Source organism: Actinoplanes sp. NPDC051470, assembly GCF_040682035.1.
In the GTDB taxonomy this organism is placed as follows: Bacteria; Actinomycetota; Actinomycetes; order Mycobacteriales; family Micromonosporaceae; genus Actinoplanes.
In genome coordinates, this window is sequence record NZ_JBFBAA010000001.1 from 272,229 (window position 1) to 295,098 (window position 22,870).

Consider the following 22,870-nt stretch of genomic DNA (forward strand, 5'->3'; position numbering starts at 1 on the left):
CGGGGTTGCCCCACCACCTACCCCGAACCACCAAACGCAAAACGGGCACCAGGTGCGGTGCCCGTCTCGCGGTGGTGCGTATCGGTCAGGCCGGCATCGGCGCCGGGGTCGAGCCGACGTCGCTGGCGCTGCGGATCACGTGGTCGATCAGGCCGTACTCCTTGGCCTCCTGAGCCGTGAACCAGCGGTCGCGGTCGGAGTCGCGCTCGATCTCCTCGGGCGTGTGACCGCTGTGGAAGGCGATCCGCTCGTTCATCACGGTCTTGATGTGGAGCATGCTCTCGGCCTGGATGGCGATGTCGGCCGCGGTGCCGCCGATGCCGCCGGAGAGCTGGTGCATCATCACCCGGGCGTGCGGCAGCGCGTACCGCTTGCCGGCCGTGCCCGCGCAGAGCAGGAACTGCCCCATCGAGGCGGCCATGCCCATCGCGATCGTGGCGACGTCGTTCTTGATGTACTGCATGGTGTCGTAGACGGCCATGCCCGCGCTGATCGACCCGCCCGGCGAGTTGATGTACAGCGCGATGTCCTTCTCACTGTCGGCCGACGCCAGCAGCAGGAGCTGGGCACAGATGCGGTTGGTCACCTCGTCGTTCACCTCGGAGCCGAGGAAGATGATCCGCTCCCGGAGCAGCCGCTCGAAGACCTGGTCATCGAAGGAGGCGCCGCCCGCCCGCATGGAAATCTCGTCAACGTTCATGGACCAACCCTCTCACCTATTCGGATCCCCTCCACCTTCCCCCGCCCCAGGCCACCCAGCCCAGCGATTCACCTCTGGGCGAAGTCCGCTCTCGGCATAACCAGCGAACTCGCCGCCGATCAAGATCAACACCAGGCTGAGGTACGCGCGACGCAACCCGGGCGTGGCACACACGCCAGGCCGTAGGTGGTCACCCCCGCTGCCCCCGCGCCGGGTTGTCCTGCAACCCACCCCGGTGCAACCATCGTCGCCGTGCCTCTAGCCCGACGCGTCCTCCTCGGCGCCGGAGTGGCCGCCACGCTGAGCGGCTGCGGCCCGTCCGCCCGCCCCGGCTCGTCATGGGTGGACAGCCCGTCGGCCACGCCGTCAGCGCCACCGAAGGTGACGAAAGCGCCCGCCAAGAAGGCGCCCTACGCCGCCGACGTCGAGGCGGTGCTGCACAAGTACCTGCGCCCGACCAAGGACAACCCGGCCCACCCGGGCTATGCCGGCGCCGTCGCCCTGGTCGTGGCCGACGGCGCGACCCGGGTCGAGGTCGCGGCCGGTGACGCGGTCCGGTACGCCGCGGGGCCGGTGGAGCTGCCGAAGAACAAGCGCGTGCCCATGCGGACCGACGCGATCTTCGATCTTGCCTCGATCACCAAGGTCTACACGGCTTTGATGACGCTGCGGCTCGTCGACCAGAAAAAGCTCGACCTCGACGCGCCGGTCAGCCGCTATCTGCCCGAGTTCGGCAAGGACGACGTGACCGTGGCGATGCTGCTCGCGCACACCGGCGGGCTGCCGGTCGGGGCGGGTAGGGCGAGCTGGGCCCAGGTGCCGCGGATCCCGCTGGTCGACGGCGCGGTGCCGGGCCGGACCTTCCGCTACTCCAGCGTCGGGCTGATGGTGCTCGGCCGGCTGGTCGAGAAGCTCACCGGCCGGACCCTGGACAAGGCGCTGCGGGAGCAGATCACCGGGCCGCTCGGGCTGCGGGACACCGGGTTCGAGCCGCTCGGCTGGGCGGCGAAGGGCCGGCTGGTGGCGACCGACGCCCGCACCTCACGCGGGTTGTTGCGCGGCGTGGTGCACGACGACGTCTGCGCGCGGCTCGGCGGGGTGGCCGGGCACGCCGGGATCTTCGGTACGGCCCGGGACGTCGCCGTCATCGGCCGGATGCTGCTGGACGGTGGGGCGTACCAGGGGAAGCGGATCCTCTCCGCCGAGATCGTGAAACGCGCCCTGACCAACGTGAACCGGGGCAAACCGGCGATCGACCAGGAGCGTCCGGACCGGTCGGCCGACCACGGGCTGGGCGTCGAGATCAACCAGCCCTGGTTCATGGGCGAGCTGGCCTCGCCGAGCAGCTTCGGGCACACCGGGTTCACCGGCACGTCGCTGCTGATCGCGCCGGAGCGCGGGCTGGTCGTGGTGCTGCTGACCAACCGCGCGCATCCGAACTGGAGCTGGTCCGACCCGGACGTGCACCGGGTCGCGGTCGCCAACGCCATCGCGAAGAGCGGCTAGGGCAGGGCGTTCAGGAACGGTTCGTGGTTGGTCCGGAACTCCCAGCTGTAGTACTTGTCCCAGTTGATCGACCAGGTCATCAGGCCGCGGAAGCTGGGGTTCGTGCCGCTGCGGGGCGCGTACCCGCCGCAGTTCTGACCCCGGACCAGACAGGTGACCGCCTGCTGGACCCCGGCCGGGCCGACGTAGCCGTTGCCGGCGCTGACCGACGACGGCGCGCCGAACGCGATCTGATCTTCACGCAGCGCCGGGAACTGGTTGGCCGCGTTGCCGGCCACCGGGAAGCCGGCCAGCAGCATGTCGGTCATCGCGATGTGGAAGTCGGCGCCGCCCATGTTGTGGTACTGGTTGTCCAGCCCCATGATCGGCCCGGAGTTGTAGTCCTGGACGTGCAGCACCGTGAGGTCGTTGCGCATCGCGTAGATGACCGGCAGGTAGGAGCCCGCCCGCGGGTCCTGCCCGCCCCACGGCCCGGAGCCGTAGTACTGGTAGCCGAGCTGCACGAAGAACGTCTCGGGGGCCATGGTCAGCACGAACCCGGCGCCGTAGCGGGTCTTCAGCGAGCGCAGCGCCGAGATCAGGTTGACGATCACCGGGCTGGTCGGGTTCTTGAAGTCGGTGTCGCCGGTGTTCAGCGACAGCGAGTGGCCCTCGAAGTCGACGTCGACCCCGTCCAGGCCGTACTTGTCGATGATGCCGCCGACCGTCTGGACGAACTTGTCCCGGGCCGCCGTGGTGGTCAGCTGCACCTGGCCGTTCTGGCCGCCGATGGACAGCAGCACCTTCTTGCCGGCCGTGCGCTTGGCGCGGATCGCCGCGATGAACTGCGCCTCGGTCTCGACGCCGGGACACTCGGCGGCCGGGCACAGGGTGAACCGGATGTCACCCGAGGTCGGGGTGGTCGGCTCACCGAAGGCCAGGTTGATGATGTCCCAGTCGGCGGGCACGTCGGACATCCGCAGGTAGCCGGAGCCGTTGGCGAAGCTGGCGTGCAGGTAGCCGATCAGCGCGTGCTTGGGCAGGGTGCTCGAGGGAGGCGGGTCGGTGGGGGGATCCGTGGGCGGATCGGTCGGCGGATCGGTCGGCGGGGTGGTGCCGCCGTCGCACACACCCTCGTCGGCCCAGACGTCCCACTGCCCGCTGTGCGAGGAGGGGCTCTCGTTCTGGGTCCACCACTTGGCCCGGTAGTTGTGCCCGGACTGGGAGGCGTTGTTGCCGCCCACGTAGACCTGGGTCGCGCTCCACGGCGCCGCACAGGCGACCGCGGCGCCGGCGCTGGACGCCATAGAGACCACTGACCCGGCCGCCGCCAGCAAGGCGGCCGTAGCCATCACAAGGGATCGACGCATGGCTAATTATTAGGACTGTTAACCAATCATGTCCAGCCCTGTGAACGGCGAAAATCCTTCCCACACGACCTTGCCGTGATCGAGCACCGCGATCCGGTCGGCCATCGAGACGGCCTCGGCCCGGTCGTGCGTGACATAGATCGTGGTGATTCCCAGGCGTTTGGTCAGCGCGACGATGTCACCGCGCAACTCGGCCCAGATCCGCGGGTCGACGTTGGACAGCGGCTCGTCCAGCAGCAGCAGTTCCGGGCGGCGGACGATCGCCCGGGCCATCGCCACCCGCTGGCGCTGGCCGCGGGACAGGTGAGCGGGCAGCCGCCCGAGCAGGTCGTCGATGCCGAGGTGCCGGGCCGCCTCGGTCACCCGCTCCCCGACGTCCGGCCGGCCGCCGCGCAGCGGGAAGCCGATGTTCTGAGCCACGGTCAGGTGCTGGTAGACCGAGTAGCTCTGGAAGACCACCGCGACCGCCGCCTCCCGGTCGGGCCGCTCGGCCAGCGGCACGCCGCCGATCAGGATCTCGCCGGTGGTCGGCGCCTCCAGCCCGGCGATCAGCCGCAGCAACGTGGTCTTGCCGCTGCCGGGCGCGCCGAGCAGCACCAGGAACTCGCCCGAGGCGACCTCCAGGGTGACATCCTGGACGGCCACGACCCCGGGATCGAAGATCTTGGTGAGCGCGTCGACACTAACGGCGACCATCACCACATGGTGCGGCTTGATCAGTCGTTCTGCCACACGGTGCGGTCGAGCCAGCCGTCGTTGTTGTCGTCGTACATGGTCTTCTCGAACACGCCGTCCTTGTCGCGGTCGATGGTGGCCTCGTCCACCTTCCAGTCGCGGTCGAAGTCGCGCCCGACGAAGTCGACCTTCCCGTCGTGGTTCACGTCGACCATGATGTCCACCCCGCCGTCCTCGCGGGCCGAGTAGGTGGCCTTGTCCCAGTGGCCGTCGCCGTTCGCGTCGACCTTGTTGCGGTAGTCGCCGACGGCCTCGACCTTGGGCTCGGGCGCCTTCGCCGGCTGGGCCAGCGGCTCGTGCTCGACCTGGGTGGCCTTGACCACCTCGGCGTGCGCGACCGAGGCGGCGTCGCCCATCTTGGCCGTGGCGGGCACGTCGTCGAGGTCGTGCGCGGGCGGCGCGTCGCCCAGGGCGGAATGGGCCTGGACCATGCCGCCGCTGCCGCCCGGCCCGACGGCGTCCCCGGTGGCGCGCGCGGCGACACCGGCCGCCGAGCCGAACTCGGACCAATCACCGAGCGACGAGAACAGCCCGAAGGTGCTCGACTTCGTCGTACGCCCCTCGACCACCGCGGCCGCGCCGCCGGTGTCCGCGCAGACCTGGCTGCGCAGCAGTTCGATCTCGTCCTCGTCGAGCCGGTACCCGGACAGCGTCTTGTCCGGGTCCTCAGCCAGCGCGGCGGCGAACGACTGGTCGGTGAGCAGCCGCTCGAGCACGTCGTCGAAGTCGCTCATGTGGTCAACATAGACGAGCCGGTCCAGCGAAAATATCGCCCCATCAGTCCATTTCCGGCATGGCCACCGGTTGGGGTCTGGGGCGGCAGGTGCCGCACTGGACGGCGTCCTCGACCACCAGCGCCTCCGCCCGTTGCCGGATTTCCGAGCGGCTCACCTGCAGCAGGTAGGGACCGAAGCGCGCGTGGTCCTCGCACACGCCTCGGCCACAGAACCGGCAGGTCGCCCGCGCCGCCTTCGCGCAGAACCAGCAGAGCACGTCAGCACTCCTCCATCGTGATCATCATCAGCCGGGGATCACGATAATCGGCCCGGTCGGCAGGTTCTCCGGCCGGATCGAGATGACCGGAGGCTGCTGGCTGCTCTGCGACGGACTCGGATTGCCGGACGACTGCGACGGGTTCGGCTCCGGCTCCTCCGAGTCGGATGGTTCCGGGTCCGGCGGGTTGGACGACGTGCCCGGGTTCGGGTTGCCGGGGTTCGGGTTGCCCGGCCGGGGATTGCCCGGATTCGGGTTGTTCGCCGGCGGATTGTCGTCGTCATCGTCGTCGTTGTTGCCCGGGTTGTTGTTCCCGTTCGGCCGCGGGAGCGGATCCGGGTCGGGCTCCTCGACCGGGGGCGTGCTCGACGGGAGCTCGGACGGCGTGGTCGCCGGCTCCGACGGGAGCTCGGACGGCGGCTCCTCGCTCGGCCCGGCCGCCGGCGGCTCGACGGTCACGCCGTCACCGCACGACAGACTGCCGTTCGTCGGCGAGGACGGCTGCCCGTCCACGGTCACCTTGCCGGTGGACACGGTGACCGCGGCGGGGTCGACCGAGAACCACGCCTGGCCCGTGTTCGTCACCCCGCCCAGCGGCCGGTTCACCGTCAGGTCGAGCGGCCGGTACGCGCCGCTGGTGCTGGTCGTGTCGGCCAGCAGGCGACCGCCGTCCAGGGTGAGCACCCCGCTCGGCCGCCGGTCCCGGCCCAGGCCGGTGGTCAGCGCGCCGACCTCGGTGGTCGACCCGCCGCAGAGCAGCGCGGCCGCGCCGCCGGTGAAGGTGACCAGCCCGGTCGCGTTGTCGTTCACCTCGATCTTGGCGCCGGCCGCCACGAACCGCCGCTCCCCCGGGTTCAGCACGGTCACCTGGTCGCCGACCGTGAGGGTCAGCCGGCCCCGCTCCGACGTGAGCAGCGCGCGGCTGGTCGGCATCTCGGCCCAGGCCGGCCCGGGCGCGAGGTTGGCCGTGGTGAGCAGCAGGGCGAGCAGCAGCACGAGCAGGACGAGCCACCACATCCGGCGCAGGAAGCGCTTGTCGACCTCCGGGTCCTCGGTGCCGTCCGGCGGGCCGGGCGGGACGATCAGCGGCGGGTAGTCGTCCGGGTTCTTGCCGAACTTCGGCGCGCCGTGCCCCTGGACGACCGTCGCCCCGGCGAGTGGGTTGCCGCCGACCAGGGGCGGAAGGCTCGAGGCGTCCGGCATGACCCACAACCGCACGGGGGTACGCGACTGAGCGACCATCCCGGGACTGCCGTCGCCGACCGGGCCGACCAGGGTCCCCCGGCGCAGCTCGGTCCCGTCGGCCATGGCGATCACGCCCGACTCGACGACGACCGCCTGGGTCGGGCTGACCAGCATCACCGGCGCGCCCGGCTCCAGGTCGACCGGGTGGGCCGAGGCGATCAGGGCCAGCTGCTCGTCACCGGCCAGCGCGGCCAGCGCCGGGGTGTCCGCGAACAGCGCCTCGGCCTCGGCCCGGTCCACCGGGGGCGGGCCGGGCAGCGGGCCGATCACGGTCGCCACGGTCGCGGTCGGGACGCTCAGCAGCGTGGTGCCGGCGGTGTGCCAGTCGAGCGAGGTGGCCCGGCCGGTCAGCGCGTTGCCCAGACCGACCACGCCGCCGCGGCCGACGTGGTGGCGGATCGTGCCGCCGGGGTCGCCGGGCCGTCGTCCCTGCAGCGCGCCGTCGACCACGACGAAGACCGCGGTCTGCGGGCCGCCGGCCATCACGACCTGCTTGCCCTGCGACGGGCGCTCCCAGCGGGCCCGGACGGCCAGCCCGTGCAGCGCGTGCTCGGGCAGCCCGCCCAGGTCGGAGTTGCGCAGCGCGTCGAGCCGGCGCGGCAGGTCGGCCTCGCGGTGCTTCTCGGCGTTGCGGGCCCGGGACTTGCGCCACCAGCGGCCCAACCGGCGCAGCCCGAGGTGGATGAGCGGGGCGCACAGGCCGAGCACGATCGCGACCAGCAGCAGCTTGGCCGCCGGTCCGCTGTGCCACAGGCCGGTGGCCACCCCGCTGACCCGGTCCGACCACATCCGGTAGGCCAGGTTCGCGGCCACCGCCAGCCAGAGCAGGGCGAGCACCCCGTACAGCGCGATGATCCGCCCCTCGCGGTCGAGCGACGCCCAGCGCGGCGGCCGGCCGCGCAGCCGGCTCGCCACCCAGGACAGGCCGCGGGCCCGCAGGTTGGGGATCTCCAGCCAGTCCATCAGCAGGTAGTAGCCGTCCAGCGCGATGAACGGGTTGAGGTTGAACAGCACGTTGATGTACCAGGCGAAGGCCAGCTTGAAGGCCAGCCCGGCGACCGCGGGCACGAACAGGCCGACCACCTGCATGCCGCCGGCCAGCACCAGGCCGGTGAGCGGGCCGACCGCGGTGACCAGCAGGCGGGCCTTCCGACCGGCCATCCACACGTCGGTCGTGTCGACGAACACCGACGGGATGCCGAAGTAGACCAGCAGACCGGCCGCCGGCACCTCCCGCCCGGCGTGTTTGGTGGCGAGCGCGTGCCCCAGCTCGTGACAGGCCAGCGCCACCACGTTGAGCAGCAGCAGGATGACCGCGCCGAGCAGGTAGGAGCCGTTGGTCAGGAACAGCGCCTCGGAGCCGCTGATCCAGGTCCAGCCGAAGACGCCCAGCCCGGCGACGGCGATCAGCGCGAGCACGATCGCGGCGGGCTTGGTGAAGAGGAAGCGGGCGCCGCCGCGGTAGAGCGCGGTGACCAGGCCGTCGATGTCGGTGACCAGCATGCGCCGGCCGCGGGCGGCGTTGAGCAGGCCACGGCCCACGCGGGCGGGCAGCGGCTTGCGGACGACCGACTCGAGCGGGCGGAAGGCGTCGAGCGGCAGCTCCTCGAGCATCCGGTTGCCGGCCAGGTCGGCGACCACCCGTTTGACCTGGTCGGGCGCGAGCCGGCCGGCGATCCGGGCGAACTCGGCGACCAGCCGGGCCACGGTGAGCGTCCCGTCCATGATCTGGGCGAGCTCCCACTCCTCCGGCGTGAGCCGCAGATAACAGGCGCGGGAGCCGTCGTCGGGAGAGCGAACCATGATGTACGCCGGGCCGCGCACGCTGGCCAGTGCGACCGCCTCGACGCCGGCCCGCAGCACCGGGCGGGCCCGGGCCGGGTTGAGCCGGTCGACGATGGCCGCCCACAGTCCAGGGTCGGCCGGTCCGATCGGCTCGCCCGGCGGCCGACCCGCCAACGCCTCCCAGACGTTCATCCGGGTCTCGACGTACGTCACTGTGCTGCCTCTCGCTCCGCGCGCCGCGCGCCCACGCCGGAGGCGAGGGTAAGCGGTCGGGACCTGGCAAAGCGAGCCCCTGAGCGAGAACGGGTACCGATACGAACACAAACAGCGCAAACAGGAGCGGTGGGTGATCCCGGTCAACCCCCTTGACCGAGATCACCCACCGCATGGGGAGGTGGCGCCGCCCGAATGGCCCCGGGCGGAGCCGCGCTTAGATCAGCTCGCCTCTTTCAGGGTGGCGGTGACCGTCTTCTGTGCACCGTCCCGGCTGAAGACGATCGACACCTTGGAGCCGACCGAGGCGCCCTGGATCACGCCGATCAGGTCGTCGGAGTCGTTGACCGTCTTGCCGTTGACCGAGATGATCACGTCGCCCTGCTGGATGCCGGCGCCGGCCGCGGCACTGGCCGCGGTGACCGAGCGCACCAGCGCCCCGCCGTTCTCGGCCTCGGCGACGCTGACGCCGAGCGCCGGGTGGCTGACCTTCTTGCCCGCGATGAGCGCGTCGACGACCTGCTTGACCTTGTTGGACGGGATGGCGAAGCCCAGCCCGATGTTGCCCTGGCTGCCGCCCGAGGTATAGATCGCGGAGTTGATGCCGATCACCTGGCCGTTGGTGTTGACCAGCGCGCCGCCCGAGTTGCCGGGGTTGATCGGGGCGTCGGTCTGCAGCAGGCCGGACATCGACTGGGCACCGCCCGACGGCTGCTGTTGCTGCTGCTCCTGGCCGCCGAACGGGTTCGGCTGCTGATCCTGCGGGCTCGGCTCGCTGCCCTCCGACTTGATGGTGCGGTCCTTGGCGCTGATGATGCCGGCCGTGACCGAGCCCTCCAGGCCGAGCGGGCTGCCCAGGGCGAGCACGGTGTCGCCGACCTGCATCTGGGCGCTGTCGCCGAGGGTGGCGGGCTTGAGGTCGGAGACCCCGGTGGCCCGGATCACCGCGAGGTCGGTCCGCTCGTCGGTGCCGACGATCGTGGCCGTCGCCTTCTTGCCGTCGGCGAAGATCACGTTGACCTTGCCGCCCTGCGCGGTCGACACCACGTGGTTGTTGGTGACGATGTCGCCGTTGGAGTTGAGCACGACGCCGGACCCCTCGCCGCTGCCCGTGGTGATCGAGACGACGCTGTCCTGCACGGCGGAGGCGATCTGGGCCAGCGAGGAGCGGTCGACCACCCGGGTCACCGACGAGTTGCCGGTCTGCACGGTCGACGAGCCGTCGTTGTCGTCCATGGCCAGCACGGTCGCGGCGCCGATGCCACCGCCGGCCAGCGCGATCAGCACGGCCGCGGCGCCCGCCACGAAGACCCTCCGGCCCCGGCCCGAGGAGGCCGGCCGGGTCGCCGTCTCGGTGGCCACCGGCGCCGCCCAGGGCGCCTGCTGCCCGCCGGGCTGGTAGGCGCCCGGGTAGGGAGCCGGACCGGGATAGCCGGCGTGCGGCTGACCAGGATGGGGCTGGCCGGCGTGCGGCTGACCGGGGTGCTGCTGACCGGGGTGCTGCGCCGCGCCGGCCCACACGGGCTGATGCGGCTGCTGAGGATGGCCGTAGGGCTGGCCGGCCTGACCGGGGTGGCCCGGCTGACCCGGCTGACCTGGCGAGGACCACGGCGACGCGGGCGGCAGCGGCCCGGCCGCCGGGTGCACGACCGGCTGCTGGGCCGTGGGCTGGGCGGCCGGTTGCTGGACGGTGGGCTGCGCGGCCGTCGGCTCGGACTCTCCCCGCTCCGGAGCGGCACCGGACACCGGAGCGCCGGTGACGGGAGCATCCGCGGGTGAGGAAGCCGCGGGCAGGTGCGACGGCTCCGGAGTAGCCGGAGTCTCGTGCCGCTGCGGGTTGGTCTCGTGCTCGTTCATGGGTCCAACCTTGCCCACTCGGTCTCCGACGAGACTGTGTTACGGCTGGATGTTTTCTGTGAATGGTGACACCTATGCCGTGGGGTGACTTTCCCCATCGACTGCGGGCAAAGCGACCCGGAAGGTGGCGCCCTGGCCCGGCTCACCGAGCACGTCGACGGTGCCGTGGTGGGCCCGCACGATGGCCGCCACGATGGCCAGCCCCAGGCCGGTGCCGGTGGCCGCCCGGTCGGCCCGCCGGGTGCGCGCCTCGTCGACCACGAAGAACCGCTCGAACACGTGCTCGCGCTGTTCCGCGTTCAGCCCCGGCCCGGTGTCCGCCACCTCTATCACAGCGCGGTTGCCCGATTCGGCGTAGAGCCTGAGCGTCACCTGTGCATCGGCCGGGGTGTGCACCAGCGCGTTGGTCATCAGGTTGCCGATCACCTGCCGCAGCCGGGCGTCGTCGCCGTACGCCACCAGCTTGTCCGGCTCGTCGCGGACGTCGAGGTCGATCCGGCGCTCGGGCGCGATCGCCTGCGCCGCCTGCACCGCGTCCATGGCCAGCACCGGCAGCTCGACCGGGGCCAGCGTCAGCGGGCGTTCCCGGTCGAGCCGGGCCAGCAGCAGCAGGTCTTCGACCAGCAGGCCCATCCGGGAGGCCTCGTCCTCGATCCGGCGCATCAGCCGGACGACGTCCTCGCCCTCGGCCACCGCGCCCTGCCGGTACAGCTCGGCGAACCCGCGGATGGTGGTCAGCGGCGTACGCAGCTCGTGTGAGGCGTCCGCGACGAACTGCCGCATCTTGCCCTCGGACCGCAACGCCCGCGACTCGGAGGCCTGGGCCGAGTCGGCCGCGTCCCGGGCCGCCGACTCGGCCGCACGGGCCGCCGTCTCGGACTGGGCGCGGGCGGTGAAGGCCGCCTCGATCTGGGTGAGCATCGCGTTCAGCGCGCGGGACAGCCGGCCCAGCTCGGTCATCGGCTCGGGGCTGTCCGGCTCGGGGTCGGGCACCCGCCGGCTCAGGTCACCGGCGGCGATCGCCCCGGCCGTCTGCTCGATCTCGACCAGCGGGCGCAGGCTGGTGCGTACGATCGCCGCGCCCACCGCGGCCAGCGCGATCAGCACCCCGAAGCCGACCAGCGAGTCGATCCAGACCAGCCGGGTCATCGCGAAGTCGATCTCGCCCATGTTCCGCCCGACGTAGATCACCTGGCCGGAGTCGGTGAAGGTGATCCGCATCCGCCAGTGTTCCCGCTTGTTCAGCGAGGTCACCGTGTACGGCTGCTCCTCGAACCGGCCCTCGATGTCCTCGGCGTTGGTGAGGAACGGCGGCATGTCGTCGTCGGACAGCTTGTCGTTGTTGTAGAACGTCCGCCCGATGCCCGAGGTCGAGCGGATGGACAGCATGTAGTCGCTGGGGAAGCTGGTGTCCGTCTGCAGCGTGCCGATCTGGGCGAAGGTGATGTCGCGGAAGTCCATCCGGGTCTGCTCGGTGTACGCCGCGAGCTCGTCGTCCATCCGGCCGACGAGGTAGGACTTCAGCGCGAACGTGCTGGACACGCTGATCAGGGTGAGCGCGGCGAACACCAGCGCCAGCACCGAGGCGATCAGCTTGATCCGGAGCGGCGTGGTGCGGAGCCGGCTCGCGCTCCGCGGCGAGGGCGGTGGCGTCTCGGGCGCCGGTGACTGGGGAACAACGGTGACGGACACCGGGGAATCGTCAGGCCGCGGGCTTACGGAGGACGTAACCCACCCCCCGGAGGGTGTGGATCAGGCGGGGCTGGACGTTGTCGACCTTGCGCCGCAGGTAGGAGATGTACGACTCGACGATGTTGTCGTCACCGCGGAAGTCGTACTTCCACACGTGGTCGAGGATCTGCGCCTTGGAGAGCACCCGGTTGGCGTTCAGCATCAGGTAGCGCAGGAGCTTGAACTCGGTCGGCGACAGCTGCACCCGCTGGCCGGCCCGGTAGACCTCGTGGGTCTCCTCGTCGAGCTCGAGGTCGGCGAAGGTGAGCCGGGACGGGGCCTCGTCGCCGGCCGTCGTACGGCGCAGCACCGCGCGGATCCGGGCGGTGAGCTCTTCCAGGCTGAACGGCTTGGTGACGTAGTCGTCGCCGCCCAGGGTGAGGCCGCGGATCTTGTCGTCGGTGCCGTCCCGCGCGGTGAGGAACACCACGGGGGTACGCGCGCCGCCCTCGCGCATCAGCCGGATCACCTCGAAGCCGTCGAGGTCGGGCAGCATCACGTCGAGGACGACCAGGTCGGGGTTCGCGCTCTTGGCGGCGGTCACCGCGGCGCTGCCGCTGGTCGCCGTGCTCACATCGAACCCGGCGAACCGCAGGCTGGCGGAGAGCAGCTCGAGAATGTTCGCATCGTCCTCGACGACGAGCAGCTTCGCCTCGCTCTGCTTGGGCTGGGTCTGAGTGGCCATGCCCCACATCTTTCTCCCAGCGACTGCACTCTGCCTGCATGGACGCTGAAAGTTTTCTGTGAGCCGCGTGATTGACGTCCGCCGCCCCACCCGCCACCCTAAAACGGACTAAAGGCTGAGCTCAGGCCGCCAGCCCCAAGGCCATCGGGTTGGTGCCGACCGAGGCCTGGGCGGCCCGGGCCAGGGTACGACGGTCGGCGCCGATGTCGGGCCGCAGGGCGGGCGCGCCGACCACGGTCACGGTCAGCCCGCGCAGCGCCGCCACCCGGCGGACCGAGGAGAACAGCGTCTCGTCCCCGATGAAGGCGGCGGCCGTCGTCCCGTAGTGGATCGTGATGGGTACGACCGGAGCGCCCGCGTCCACCGCCGCCTGGAACATCGCCGGGCGGAACCGGCCGCGTTCCGGGCCGCAGAACGTCGTACCCTCCGGGAACACCGCGACCGACCGCCCGGCCCGCAGCGCGCCGGTGACCTCGTCCACCGTCCCGGGCAGCCGCTTGGGCCTGGTCCGGTCCACGAAGATCGCGCCGAGCATCGAGGCCAGGCCGCCGATGCCGGGCCACGCCTCGACGTCGTGCTTGGCCACCAGGCGCACCGGCTCGAGCGCGAGCAGCACCAGGATGTCCAGCCAGGAGACGTGGTTGGCGACCAGCAGGCTGCCGGGGCGGTGGGCCGGGCCGCGCCACCTCATGCGTACGCCGAGGGCGCCGAGCATGCCGCGGGCGATCAGCTGGACCGAGCCGCCGCGGCGGATCGGCACCACCACCACCAGCGCGGCCAGGAGCACCCCGAACAGGGCGGTCATCCGGAGCACCACGCGGATCCCGGCGACCCGGTGGTCGCCGCCCAGCCGGCACTCGTCGCCGCAGGTGGAGGTCGGCTGCCAGAAGGTCATCGCGCCCCGCCCAAGAAGTGCCGGCGGTACCGCGGGTCCATCCGGTCGAGCGAGAACAGCACGTACAGGTCGGCGCAGTGGAAGTCGGCGTCGTAGGCCGGCTCGCCGCACACCCAGCTGCCGAGGCGCAGGTAGCCGCGCAGCAGCGGGGGCACCGCGATCGACTTGTCGCCGGCCGGCCGCTCCGGGTTCAGCCATGGGGTGCGCGGCGTGACCCGCAGCGCCGGCGGTGACATGTGCTTGCCGGATACCCGGGCCCAGACCCCGGCCGCGAGGTCGCCGCCGTCGTCCAGCGGGATCGAGGCGCAGCCGCCCAGCCAGCGCAGGTTCTTCAGATGCAGGTAGCGGGCGATGCCGGCCCACATCAGGTTGACCACGGCGCCGCCGCGGTGGTCGGGGTGCACGCAGGACCGGCCGGTCTCGACCAGCTGGTCGCGCAGCGGGTGCAGGCGGCTCATGTCGAACTCGCCGTCGGCGTAGCGCCGCCCGGCCCGGTCGGCGGCGGCCGGGGGCAGCATCCGGTAGGTGCCGACCACCGTGCCCGTCCCGTCCTCGCGGACGATCAGGTGGTCGCAGTAGTCGTCGATATCGTCGATGTCCCGCCCGTCCACCGCTCCGTGCAGCGTGGCGCCGAGCTCACCGGCGAAGACGTCGTGCCGGAGGCGCTGTGCCGCCTCCACCTGATCCGCGCTGTCCGCGATCAGCAGGGTGTACCCACTGGTCCCGGTGGATGCGTCGGCGGTCAGAAGTACTGTCATACCCCTCTGTGTAAGGGCCACAACTTCCGATGGAATGACCGATCCGGTGATCTGATGTGTCCACGAAGTGAACACGTGGAAGGTGGCGCCGGAGCGTGGGCACCACGGCGGGCGGCGAACCAGTATGTTGGCGCGGTGACCGGGGGCGTGGAGATCGCAGTCCAAGGGTTGTCGAAGCAGTACAAGCGGCTGAGAGCCGTCGACGACCTGTCGTTCACGGTGCGCTCGGGCCGGGTGACCGGGTTCCTCGGTCCCAACGGCGCGGGCAAGACCACCACGTTGCGGATGCTGCTCGGCCTGGTCGCGCCGACGGCCGGCACGGCCACCATCGGCGGGCAGCGCTACGCCGACCTGACCGACCCGATCCGCCATGTCGGCGCGGTGCTGGAGGCGTCCAGCGCCCACCGCGGGCGCACCGGCCGCAACCACCTCCGGGTCATCTGCCGGGCGGCGGGCCTGCCGGCCTCCCGGGCCGACGAGGCGCTGGCCCTGGTCGGGCTCACCCCGGCCGCCAAGCGCAAGTTCAAGGGCTACTCGCTGGGCATGCGGCAGCGGCTGGGCATCGCCGCGGCCATGCTGGGCGACCCCCGGGTGCTGATCCTCGACGAACCGGCCAATGGTCTCGACCCGGAGGGCATCCGGTGGATGCGCGACCTGCTCAAGACGCTCGCCGGCGAGGGCCGCACGGTGCTGGTCTCCAGCCACCTGCTGAGCGAGATGCAACAGCTCGCCGACGACGTGGTGATCGTGGCGGCCGGCAAGCTGATCCGGCAGGGCCCGGTCGAGGACGTGCTCGGCTCGATGGGCGCCGCCGTGCAGGTGCGGGTGCGGACCCCCGAACCGGCGAAACTGACCACCGCGCTGGCCGCACTCCATCCCGCGATCACCCCGCTGCCGGACGGCGCGCTGATGGTGACCGGGCTGGACGCGGCCCAGATCGGGCACGCCGCGTTCACCGCGCAGGTCGAGCTGCATGAGCTGACCAGCGAACGCGCCGACCTGGAACAGGTGTTCCTGCAGCTCACGGCCGGACAGGCGGGAATTCGATGAGGCTCATCCAGGCCGAGCTCACCAAGATCTTCACCACCTCGCTGTGGTGGATCTTCACCGTCATCCTCGTACCGCTGTGGGCGATGTCGGTCCTCTTCAACTGGGGGACCACCAACGTCACCAGCAATCTGCCCGCCGACGCGAACGTCGACCCCGAGTCGGCCGCGCTGCTGGACGCCACCAATCAGGCGATCAATGTCGCCACCAGCCTCTACACCAGTGGGCAGTTCTTCGGCGTGCTCCTGGTCGTGCTGCTCAGCGCGATCCTGGTGACCAACGAGTTCTTCCACCTGACCGCGACCACCACGTTCCTGGTCACTCCCCACCGCGAACGGGTGATCCTGGCCAAGCTGGCCGCCGCGATGCTCCTGGCCCTGGGGTTCTGGCTGATCACCACACTGCTCAACCTGGCCGTGGTGCCGTTCTTCCTGGGCCAGCTCGACCTGCCGGTGCAGCTGGGCGAGGCCGGCGTGTGGCGGGCGATCGGGCTGAACGCGCTGGCCTTCGTGCTGTGGGCGGTGCTCGGCGTCGGCGCCGGCGTGCTGATCCGCAGCCAGATCGCCGCCACCCTGACCCTCTCGATCGGCTATCTGATCGGCCCGCTCGGCGCGCAGGCGGTGTTCTTCCTGCTGACCGAGTACGTCGCCCAGGTGTTCGAGAAGCTGCGGGTGATCGAGCCGACCACCGCGTCACAACTGATGATCTCGGGGACCGACCTCCCCGGTAACCCACCACGCTGGGTAGGCGCCGTCGTGCTGATCGGCTATGCCCTGGTGACCGGCCTGATCGGGACATTGATCATGCGCCGCCGGGACGTCAGCTAGGCCGAGCCCCCCAAGGTTCACGCGCAGCGTAACCTTGACACCGTTCATTCCCGTCCGCGCGATGACGGACGCGCGTGCTGACAAACGGTGAAAGAGGCGAACACGCAAGTGTCGACCCAGCAGACTTCGCAGGACAACCCGCTCGCCGACTTCGGCCCCAATGAGTGGATCGTCGACGAGATGTACCAGCGCTACCTCGCCGATCCCTCCAGCGTCGACCCCGCCTGGCACGATTTCTTCGCCGACTACAAGCCGGCGTCCGCCACCGGGTCGATCGTCTCGCCGGACGAGGCGACCGCGGCCAACGCCACCGCCTCGGCGGCCAAGGCGGGCACGGACGCGCCGGCCGCGAAGACGATGGCGGCGGCGAAGCCGACCGTGCCCGCGAAGCCCGCACCCGCACCCCAGGCCAAGGCGGCGCCGGTCGAGAAGGCCGCGCCCACCCCGAAGGCCGCCTCGAACGGCAAGGCGCCCGAGGGGGCCGCGGTCACCACGCTCCGTGGTGTCGCCGCCCGGATCGTGCAGAACATGGACGCCTCGCTCGAGGTGCCCACCGCCACCTCGGTGCGCGCGATCCCCGCCAAGCTCATGGTCGACAACCGCATCGTGATCAACAACCACCTCGCCCGTGGCCGCGGTGGCAAGGTCAGCTTCACCCACCTGATCGGCTGGGCGCTGGTCCGGGCGGTGCGCGAACACCCCGAGATGAACAACTCGTTCGCCCAGATCGACGGCAAGCCGGCCCTGGTCCAGCCCGAGCACATCAACCTGGGCATCGCGATCGACCTGCAGAAGAAGGACGGCACCCGGACCCTGGTCGTGCCGTCGATCAAGAACTGCGAGAAGCTCGACTTCCGCAAGTTCTGGCAGGCGTACGAGGACGTCGTGCGGCGGGCCCGGCGCAACGAGCTGACCATGGACGACTACGCCGGCACGACGATCTCGCTGACCAACCCCGGCGGCATCGGCACCGTGCACTCGATCCCGCGGCTGATGACCGGCCAGAGCGCCATCGTCGGCGTCGGCGCGATGGAGTTCCCGGCGCCGTACTCCGGCATGTCCGACGAGACGCTGGCCGAGCATGGCGTCAGCAAGGTCACCACGCTGACCAGCACCTACGACCACCGGGTCATCCAGGGCGCCCAGTCCGGCGAGTTCCTCAAGGTGATGCACGAGCTGCTGCTCGGCGACCACAGCTTCTACGACGACATCTTCACCTCACTGCGGATCCCGTACGAGCCGGTGCGCTGGGTGCGCGACGTCGCCCGCACCTCCGAGGGCCAGATCGACAAGGCCGCCCGGGTGGTCGAGCTGATCCACGCCTACCGGGTGCGCGGTCACCTGATGGCCGACACCGACCCGCTCGAGTTCGAGATCCGCCGGCACCCCGACCTCGACGTGCTGCAACACGGGCTGACCCTGTGGGATCTCGACCGGGTGTTCCCGGTCGGCGGTTTCGCCGGCAAGCAGCGGATGAAGCTGCGCGACGTGCTCGGCGTGCTGCGTGACACCTACTGCCGCCGGATCGGCATCGAGTACATGCACATCCAGGGCCCCGAGGAACGGCGCTGGATCCAGGACCGCATCGAGATCAAGTACGCCAAACCCGACACCGACGAGCAGAAGCACGTGCTCAACCGGCTGAACGCGGCCGAGGCGTTCGAGACCTTCCTGCAGACCAAGTACGTCGGGCAGAAGCGGTTCTCGCTGGAGGGCGGCGAGTCGCTGATCCCGCTGCTGGACGAGGTGCTCAAGGCGTCGGCCGAGGGCGGGCTCGACGAGATGGTCATCGGCATGGCCCACCGCGGCCGGCTCAACGTGCTGGTCAACATCGTCGGCAAGCCGTACGAGAAGGTCTTCAACGAGTTCGAGGGTCAGATGGACCCGCGGTCGTCGCATGGTTCCGGCGACGTCAAGTACCACCTGGGTCAGACCGGGAAGTACACGACGCCCGACGGCGAACACTCGACCACGGTCAGCGTCGTCGCCAACCCGTCCCACCTGGAGGCCGTCGACCCGGTGCTCGAGGGCATCGTCCGGGCCAAGCAGGACCGCCTCGACCTGGGCCTGCACGGCTACACCGTGCTGCCGGTGCTGGTGCACGGCGACGCCGCGTTCGCCGGCCAGGGTGTGGTCGCCGAGACGCTCAACCTGTCCCAGCTGCGCGGCTACCGCACCGGCGGCACCGTGCACGTGGTCGTCAACAACCAGGTCGGCTTCACCACCGCGCCGGAGTACAGCCGCTCGTCGCTCTACTCCACCGACGTGGCCCGGATGATCCAGGCGCCGATCTTCCACGTGAACGGCGACGACCCCGAGGCCGTCGTCCGGGTCGCCCGGCTGGCCTTCGAGTACCGCCAGGCGTTCAACAAGGACGTGGTCATCGACCTGGTCTGCTATCGCCGCCGCGGCCACAACGAGGGCGACGACCCGTCGATGACCAACCCGCGGATGTACGAGATCATCGACACCAAGCGCAGCGTCCGGAAGCTGTACACCGAGGAGCTGATCGGCCGCGGCGACATCACCGTGGACGACGCCCAGGAACAGCTGCGCGACTACCAGCAGCAGCTCGAGCAGGTGTTCAAGGCGACCCGCGACGCGGCCGGCTCGACCAACCGGTCCCGCCCGGCCGCCGACGAGCCCGAACCCGAGGTGCAGACCGCGGTCGACGCGGCCACCGTGCAGTCGGTCGGCCAGGCCCACATCGACCTGCCCGAGGGCTTCACCCCGCACAAGCGCGTCCAGCAACTGCTCGAGCGGCGGGCCAAGATGGCGGCCGAGGGCGGCATCGACTGGGCCTTCGGCGAGCTGGTCGCGTTCGGCTCGCTGCTGGCCCAGGGCGTGACCGTACGGCTGGCCGGCCAGGACTCGCGGCGCGGCACGTTCGTCTCCCGGCACGCGTCCCTGGTCGACAACAAGACCGGCAAGGACTTCCTCCCGCTGAGCTCGCTGACCAGCGGCAACGCCCGGTTCTTCGTGCACGACTCGCTGCTCAGCGAGTACGCCGCGATGGGCTTCGAGTACGGCTACTCGGTGGAGAACCCGGACGCGCTGGTCCTCTGGGAGGCGCAGTTCGGCGACTTCGTCAACGGCGCCCAGTCGATCGTGGACGAGTTCATCAGCTCGGGCGAGGTCAAGTGGGGCCAGCAGTCGTCGCTGGTGCTGCTGCTCCCGCACGGCCAGGAGGGCCAGGGACCCGACCACTCCTCCGGCCGGCCCGAGCGGTTCCTGCAGATGTGCGCGCAGGACAACATGCGGGTGGCCAACCCGACGACCCCGGCCAACTACTTCCACCTGCTGCGCCGCCAGGCCCTGTCGCCGAAGCGCAAGCCGCTGGTGGTGTTCTCGCCGAAGTCGCTGCTCCGGCACAAGCTGGCGGTGTCGTCGGTCGCCGACTTCACCGAGGGCACGTTCCAGCCGGTGATGGGTGACGCGGGGGTCAACGGCACGCCGCTGAACCCGGCCGACGTCAAGCGGGTGCTGCTGTGCTCGGGCAAGGTCTACTACGACCTGTTCCAGGCGCGGGCCGAGCGTGGCATCACCGACACGGCGGTGATCCGGATGGAGCAGATCTATCCGTTGCCGGTGGAGGAGCTGAAGGCGGTGCTCAGCCAGTACCCGAACGCGGAGGACTTCGCGTGGGTGCAGGAGGAGCCGGCCAATCAGGGGGCCTGGTCGTTCGTGGCCCTGAACCTGCTGGAGCACCTCGAAGGGGTCCGGCTCCGCCGCATCTCCCGTCCGGCTGCGGCGGCTCCGGCCGTCGGGTCGGCCAAGATGCACGAGGCCGAGCAGTCGGCTCTGGCCGAAGCGGCTCTGCCCAGGCCGTAGTTGGTTGCGCTGTAGGGCTCTGGGGCGGGGATGATCCACTCCGGGCGGTCAGGCTTGGTCCCTCCGTGGTCCATCCCCGCCCCAGAGCCCGTTGTGCTTTTTCTCGGTGCCTAGGATTCGGGCCATGTACTTCACCGATCGCGGGATCGAAGAGCTGGTCGAGAGGCGCGGCGAGGAGAGCGTCACCCTCGAGTGGGTCGCCTCTCAGCTGCAGAGCTTCGTCGACATCAATCCGGAGTTCGAGACGGCCATCGAGCGGTTCGCCACGTTCCTGGCTCGCGGCGAAGAGGATGATGAGGACTGATCGGCCTGTTCGGCGGGTTGAGCTGGAGGCCGGGGCCGAGGTTGATCGTGACGCCTGGTGGGCCAAGATCCCGGCTGTCGCGGCGATCCTGGAGAGCGGGCTGAACATTCCGGCCGGCGTGACGTTTCTGGTCGGTGAGAACGGGTCGGGGAAGTCGACGCTGGTCGAGGCGCTGGCTCAGGCGCATGGGCTGAACGTTGAGGGCGGCTCCAAAGGGGCCATGCACAGCACCCGAAGCTCCGAGTCCCCACTGGGCGCCTCACTACGCGTGATCCGGACGCCTGGGCGCCGCGTGAACTCGTACTTTCTTCGGGCCGAAACCATGCACGGCCTGTACACGTACCTGGAGAATCTGCCTTCGCCGGTCGACGCCGATCTGCATGACCGAAGTCATGGCGAAGGGTTTCTGGAGCTGCTGGAACGGAAGTTCCGGGGGTACGGCTTCTATCTGATGGACGAGCCCGAGGCGCCGCTGTCGTTCACCTCGACGCTGCGGCTGGTGGCGCATCTCGACGTGTTGCGGATGAGCGGCGCGCAGGTGGTGGTGGCCACGCACTCGCCGGTGCTGACGGCGCTGCCGGGAGCGACCATTCTGGAGCTCGGCGCGCATGGGATCCGGCGTGTGGCGTGGGAGGAACTGGAGCTGGTCACGCACTGGCGATCATTCCTGGCCCGGCCCGATGGTTACCTCCGGGCGCTTGTCGCCGACTGACCGTGCAACACCTCCGGCCGATTCGGCGTCCTGGATCGGAGGGAGGGCGGGCCCATGGGGGACGAGAGGCTCTTCGCGGACTTCGTCCGCAATCGGGGGCCGGCGCTGTACCGGTACGGCTACCTGCTGAGCGGCAACCACCACGACGCGGACGATCTGGTGCAGGAAGCGCTGATCAAACTGCGGGCGAAGTGGTCGCGGGTGGTGCGCAAGGACGACCCCACGGGGTACGTGCGCACGACCATGGCTCGGTTGCAGATAGCCCGCTGGCGCAGGCGGCGGGAGACGCCTAGCGCGGTCCTGCCCGACCTCCCGTTCAGCGACGGCGGGCTCGATCGGGCCGAGGCGTCGGGCCAGGCCCGGCAGATCTGGGCCGCGCTCGCCACCCTGCCGTCACGGCAGCGCGCGGTCCTCGTCCTGCGCTACTACGAGCACCTCACCGACCTGGAGATCGGGGCGGTGCTCGGCATCAGCCACGGGACCGTGCGCAGCCAGGCCTCCCGGGCCCTGGCCAAGCTTCGCGAGACCGGCATCGCGGCCCTGGAAGAGGTGACCTCATGACGAACACCGATCTGCACGAGGCGATGCGCGACATCGCCCAGCGGGCACCCGTACCCCCGGCCGATCTGCTGGAGCGGGTCGAAGCCGGACACCGGCGGCAGCGGCGCACGCAGACGATCACCGCGGCCTTCGCGGCCGTGCTGGTGCTGGCCGTCGGCGGGTGGGTGGTACTGCGGCCACCGGTCGAGCGGGCGCTGCCGACCACCGATTTCCTCCTCCCGGCACTGCCCGCGAGGCCGCCGCTGATCACCGAGACCTGGCCGGGCGCGACCGTGACCGGCAACCCGCCGGATCCGGCGCCGGGTCGTGCGGCCACCGTCGTCGGCCGGATCGACCAGGGGCACCTGCTGGTGTTCGGCCGGCCGTTGCCCGGGACCGACGACGCCTCGACGGCGTTCTGGAGCTATGCGGTGGCCGACAGGACGTACCGGTTGCTGGTCGACTCGCTCCGCGGCCGCGCCTCCGTCACCGCGGCCTCCATCTCCTCGACCACGATCGCCTGGGTCCAGCGGGAGAAGGACAACGCCGAGCTGATGACCTCGCCGGCGGCCGGTGGACTGTTCCAACAGCTCGCCGGCGACACCACCGGCCCACCGGGAATCACCGGCGTGTACGCCACCGCGGACGCCGTATACATGTCGGACCAGGACTTCGTCATCCGGTTCACCGGCGCGACCTCCTCCTCCTCGACGATCCTGCGGGTGTACGACCGGATGCAGATCGACGGGACGGTGTGGGCCCACAGCGCCGATCGGACCCGGTTCCGCAACCTCGTCACCGGCGAGGAACGGCAGGTGATCCGGCCGGCCGGCGCGGACAAGCTGGACTGCGTGGCGGCGTACTGCCTCGGTCACGACCCGGCCGGCTGGTTCCTGCAACGCCCCGACGGCTCGGCCCGGACCGCCCTGCCCTATCCCGGCGCCCCCCGGCTGGTCGGCGACCTGCTGCTGCTCCGGCCGGGAACGCTGCTCGACCCGCTCCGCGGCAAGCTCGGCGTCGCCTCCCGTGACCCGCTGTGCGGTGAGACGCCGACCCGTCTCGCCGGCGAGCTGCACTACGGCTGGCGGGAGAAGACCGGCGCCGGGTGCAACGGCGCTGCTCACCACGCCTACCTCCGGGACACCGACTAGGTTGGG

The 22,870-nt window shown here is 70.8% G+C and carries 19 protein-coding genes; 8 read left to right on the forward strand and 11 right to left on the reverse strand.

The features are described 5' to 3' along the window. Window positions 1-85 precede the first annotated feature (85 nt). Entirely contained in the window at window positions 86-700 is a 615-nt protein-coding gene (locus tag AB0M54_RS01310) for an ATP-dependent Clp protease proteolytic subunit (RefSeq protein ID WP_364314636.1), read from the reverse strand. 252 nt (window positions 701-952) lie between these two features. Here AB0M54_RS01310 and AB0M54_RS01315 point away from each other — a divergent pair, with 252 nt between their 5' ends. Beyond that, on the forward strand, window positions 953-2,206 hold the full coding sequence (locus AB0M54_RS01315; protein ID WP_364468497.1) for a serine hydrolase domain-containing protein: 1,254 nt from the start codon (window positions 953-955) through the stop codon (window positions 2,204-2,206). Here the strand turns inward: AB0M54_RS01315 and AB0M54_RS01320 are convergent. The 10 genes from AB0M54_RS01320 to AB0M54_RS01365 form a co-directional block, all read right to left on the reverse strand. Continuing rightward, window positions 2,203-3,555 carry a glycosyl hydrolase family 18 protein gene (locus tag AB0M54_RS01320; protein WP_364468499.1) on the reverse strand — a complete coding sequence of 451 codons (1,353 nt, stop codon included), beginning with the start codon at window positions 3,553-3,555 and terminating at the stop codon, window positions 2,203-2,205. The genes AB0M54_RS01315 and AB0M54_RS01320 overlap by 4 nt on opposite strands. Before the next feature lie 18 nt (window positions 3,556-3,573). Continuing rightward, a complete protein-coding gene (locus tag AB0M54_RS01325) occupies window positions 3,574-4,251 on the reverse strand; it encodes an ATP-binding cassette domain-containing protein (protein ID WP_364468501.1) in 678 nt (225 codons plus the stop codon). Window positions 4,252-4,271: 20 nt separating this feature from the next. Next, on the reverse strand, window positions 4,272-5,024 hold the full coding sequence (locus AB0M54_RS01330) for a hypothetical protein (protein ID WP_364314626.1): 753 nt from the start codon (window positions 5,022-5,024) through the stop codon (window positions 4,272-4,274). Window positions 5,025-5,067: 43 nt separating this feature from the next. Continuing rightward, window positions 5,068-5,283, reverse strand: coding sequence for a hypothetical protein (locus AB0M54_RS01335; protein WP_364314624.1), 216 nt, complete (start codon window positions 5,281-5,283; stop codon window positions 5,068-5,070). A gap of 27 nt (window positions 5,284-5,310) precedes the next feature. Next, window positions 5,311-8,526, reverse strand: a complete 3,216-nt coding sequence (locus AB0M54_RS01340; RefSeq protein WP_364468503.1) for a M50 family metallopeptidase — start codon at window positions 8,524-8,526, stop codon at window positions 5,311-5,313. A 222-nt stretch (window positions 8,527-8,748) separates the two neighbouring features. Next, on the reverse strand, window positions 8,749-10,383 hold the full coding sequence (locus AB0M54_RS01345; protein ID WP_364468505.1) for a trypsin-like peptidase domain-containing protein: 1,635 nt from the start codon (window positions 10,381-10,383) through the stop codon (window positions 8,749-8,751). Between the two features lie 72 nt (window positions 10,384-10,455). Next, window positions 10,456-12,075, reverse strand: coding sequence for a HAMP domain-containing sensor histidine kinase (locus AB0M54_RS01350; protein ID WP_364314617.1), 1,620 nt, complete (start codon window positions 12,073-12,075; stop codon window positions 10,456-10,458). Window positions 12,076-12,085: 10 nt separating this feature from the next. Beyond that, entirely contained in the window at window positions 12,086-12,799 is a 714-nt protein-coding gene (locus AB0M54_RS01355) for a response regulator transcription factor (RefSeq protein WP_364314615.1), read from the reverse strand. A gap of 121 nt (window positions 12,800-12,920) precedes the next feature. Then, window positions 12,921-13,694 (reverse strand): lysophospholipid acyltransferase family protein, encoded by a 774-nt coding sequence (locus tag AB0M54_RS01360; RefSeq protein WP_364468507.1) that lies wholly within the window; start codon window positions 13,692-13,694, stop codon window positions 12,921-12,923. Then, a complete protein-coding gene (locus AB0M54_RS01365; protein WP_364468509.1) occupies window positions 13,691-14,452 on the reverse strand; it encodes a GNAT family N-acyltransferase in 762 nt (253 codons plus the stop codon). Before AB0M54_RS01365 ends, AB0M54_RS01360 begins: the two co-directional genes overlap by 4 nt. A 135-nt stretch (window positions 14,453-14,587) precedes the next feature. Here AB0M54_RS01365 and AB0M54_RS01370 point away from each other — a divergent pair, with 135 nt between their 5' ends. From AB0M54_RS01370 to AB0M54_RS01400, 7 genes are all read left to right on the forward strand, one after another. Continuing rightward, window positions 14,588-15,502 carry an ABC transporter ATP-binding protein gene (locus AB0M54_RS01370; protein ID WP_364468511.1) on the forward strand — a complete coding sequence of 305 codons (915 nt, stop codon included), beginning with the start codon at window positions 14,588-14,590 and terminating at the stop codon, window positions 15,500-15,502. After that, window positions 15,499-16,326, forward strand: a complete 828-nt coding sequence (locus AB0M54_RS01375; RefSeq protein WP_364314603.1) for an ABC transporter permease — start codon at window positions 15,499-15,501, stop codon at window positions 16,324-16,326. The genes AB0M54_RS01370 and AB0M54_RS01375 overlap by 4 nt, the downstream gene beginning before the upstream one ends. Window positions 16,327-16,434: 108 nt before the next feature. Continuing rightward, on the forward strand, window positions 16,435-20,157 hold the full coding sequence (locus AB0M54_RS01380; RefSeq protein ID WP_364468513.1) for a multifunctional oxoglutarate decarboxylase/oxoglutarate dehydrogenase thiamine pyrophosphate-binding subunit/dihydrolipoyllysine-residue succinyltransferase subunit: 3,723 nt from the start codon (window positions 16,435-16,437) through the stop codon (window positions 20,155-20,157). 124 nt (window positions 20,158-20,281) lie between these two features. Continuing rightward, window positions 20,282-20,461 carry a DUF6104 family protein gene (locus tag AB0M54_RS01385; RefSeq protein WP_364314598.1) on the forward strand — a complete coding sequence of 60 codons (180 nt, stop codon included), beginning with the start codon at window positions 20,282-20,284 and terminating at the stop codon, window positions 20,459-20,461. A gap of 118 nt (window positions 20,462-20,579) precedes the next feature. Beyond that, window positions 20,580-21,173, forward strand: a complete 594-nt coding sequence (locus tag AB0M54_RS01390; RefSeq protein WP_364468515.1) for an AAA family ATPase — start codon at window positions 20,580-20,582, stop codon at window positions 21,171-21,173. A 54-nt stretch (window positions 21,174-21,227) separates the two neighbouring features. Continuing rightward, on the forward strand, window positions 21,228-21,734 hold the full coding sequence (locus AB0M54_RS01395; RefSeq protein ID WP_364314593.1) for a SigE family RNA polymerase sigma factor: 507 nt from the start codon (window positions 21,228-21,230) through the stop codon (window positions 21,732-21,734). Next, window positions 21,731-22,864, forward strand: coding sequence for a hypothetical protein (locus tag AB0M54_RS01400; RefSeq protein WP_364468517.1), 1,134 nt, complete (start codon window positions 21,731-21,733; stop codon window positions 22,862-22,864). Before AB0M54_RS01395 ends, AB0M54_RS01400 begins: the two co-directional genes overlap by 4 nt. Window positions 22,865-22,870: the final 6 nt, after the last annotated feature.

Coding starts and splice junctions, on each gene's coding strand:
- AB0M54_RS01310 (WP_364314636.1), bottom strand. CDS start 700: ATGAACGTTGACGAGATTTCCATGCGGGCGGGCGGCGCCTCCTTCGAT.
- AB0M54_RS01320 (WP_364468499.1), bottom strand. CDS start 3,555: ATGCGTCGATCCCTTGTGATGGCTACGGCCGCCTTGCTGGCGGCGGCC.
- AB0M54_RS01345 (WP_364468505.1), bottom strand. CDS start 10,383: ATGAACGAGCACGAGACCAACCCGCAGCGGCACGAGACTCCGGCTACT.
- AB0M54_RS01325 (WP_364468501.1), bottom strand. CDS start 4,251: ATGGTCGCCGTTAGTGTCGACGCGCTCACCAAGATCTTCGATCCCGGG.
- AB0M54_RS01330 (WP_364314626.1), bottom strand. CDS start 5,024: ATGAGCGACTTCGACGACGTGCTCGAGCGGCTGCTCACCGACCAGTCG.
- AB0M54_RS01400 (WP_364468517.1), top strand. CDS start 21,731: ATGACGAACACCGATCTGCACGAGGCGATGCGCGACATCGCCCAGCGG.
- AB0M54_RS01395 (WP_364314593.1), top strand. CDS start 21,228: ATGGGGGACGAGAGGCTCTTCGCGGACTTCGTCCGCAATCGGGGGCCG.
- AB0M54_RS01355 (WP_364314615.1), bottom strand. CDS start 12,799: ATGGCCACTCAGACCCAGCCCAAGCAGAGCGAGGCGAAGCTGCTCGTC.
- AB0M54_RS01385 (WP_364314598.1), top strand. CDS start 20,282: ATGTACTTCACCGATCGCGGGATCGAAGAGCTGGTCGAGAGGCGCGGC.
- AB0M54_RS01360 (WP_364468507.1), bottom strand. CDS start 13,694: ATGACCTTCTGGCAGCCGACCTCCACCTGCGGCGACGAGTGCCGGCTG.
- AB0M54_RS01365 (WP_364468509.1), bottom strand. CDS start 14,452: ATGACAGTACTTCTGACCGCCGACGCATCCACCGGGACCAGTGGGTAC.
- AB0M54_RS01375 (WP_364314603.1), top strand. CDS start 15,499: ATGAGGCTCATCCAGGCCGAGCTCACCAAGATCTTCACCACCTCGCTG.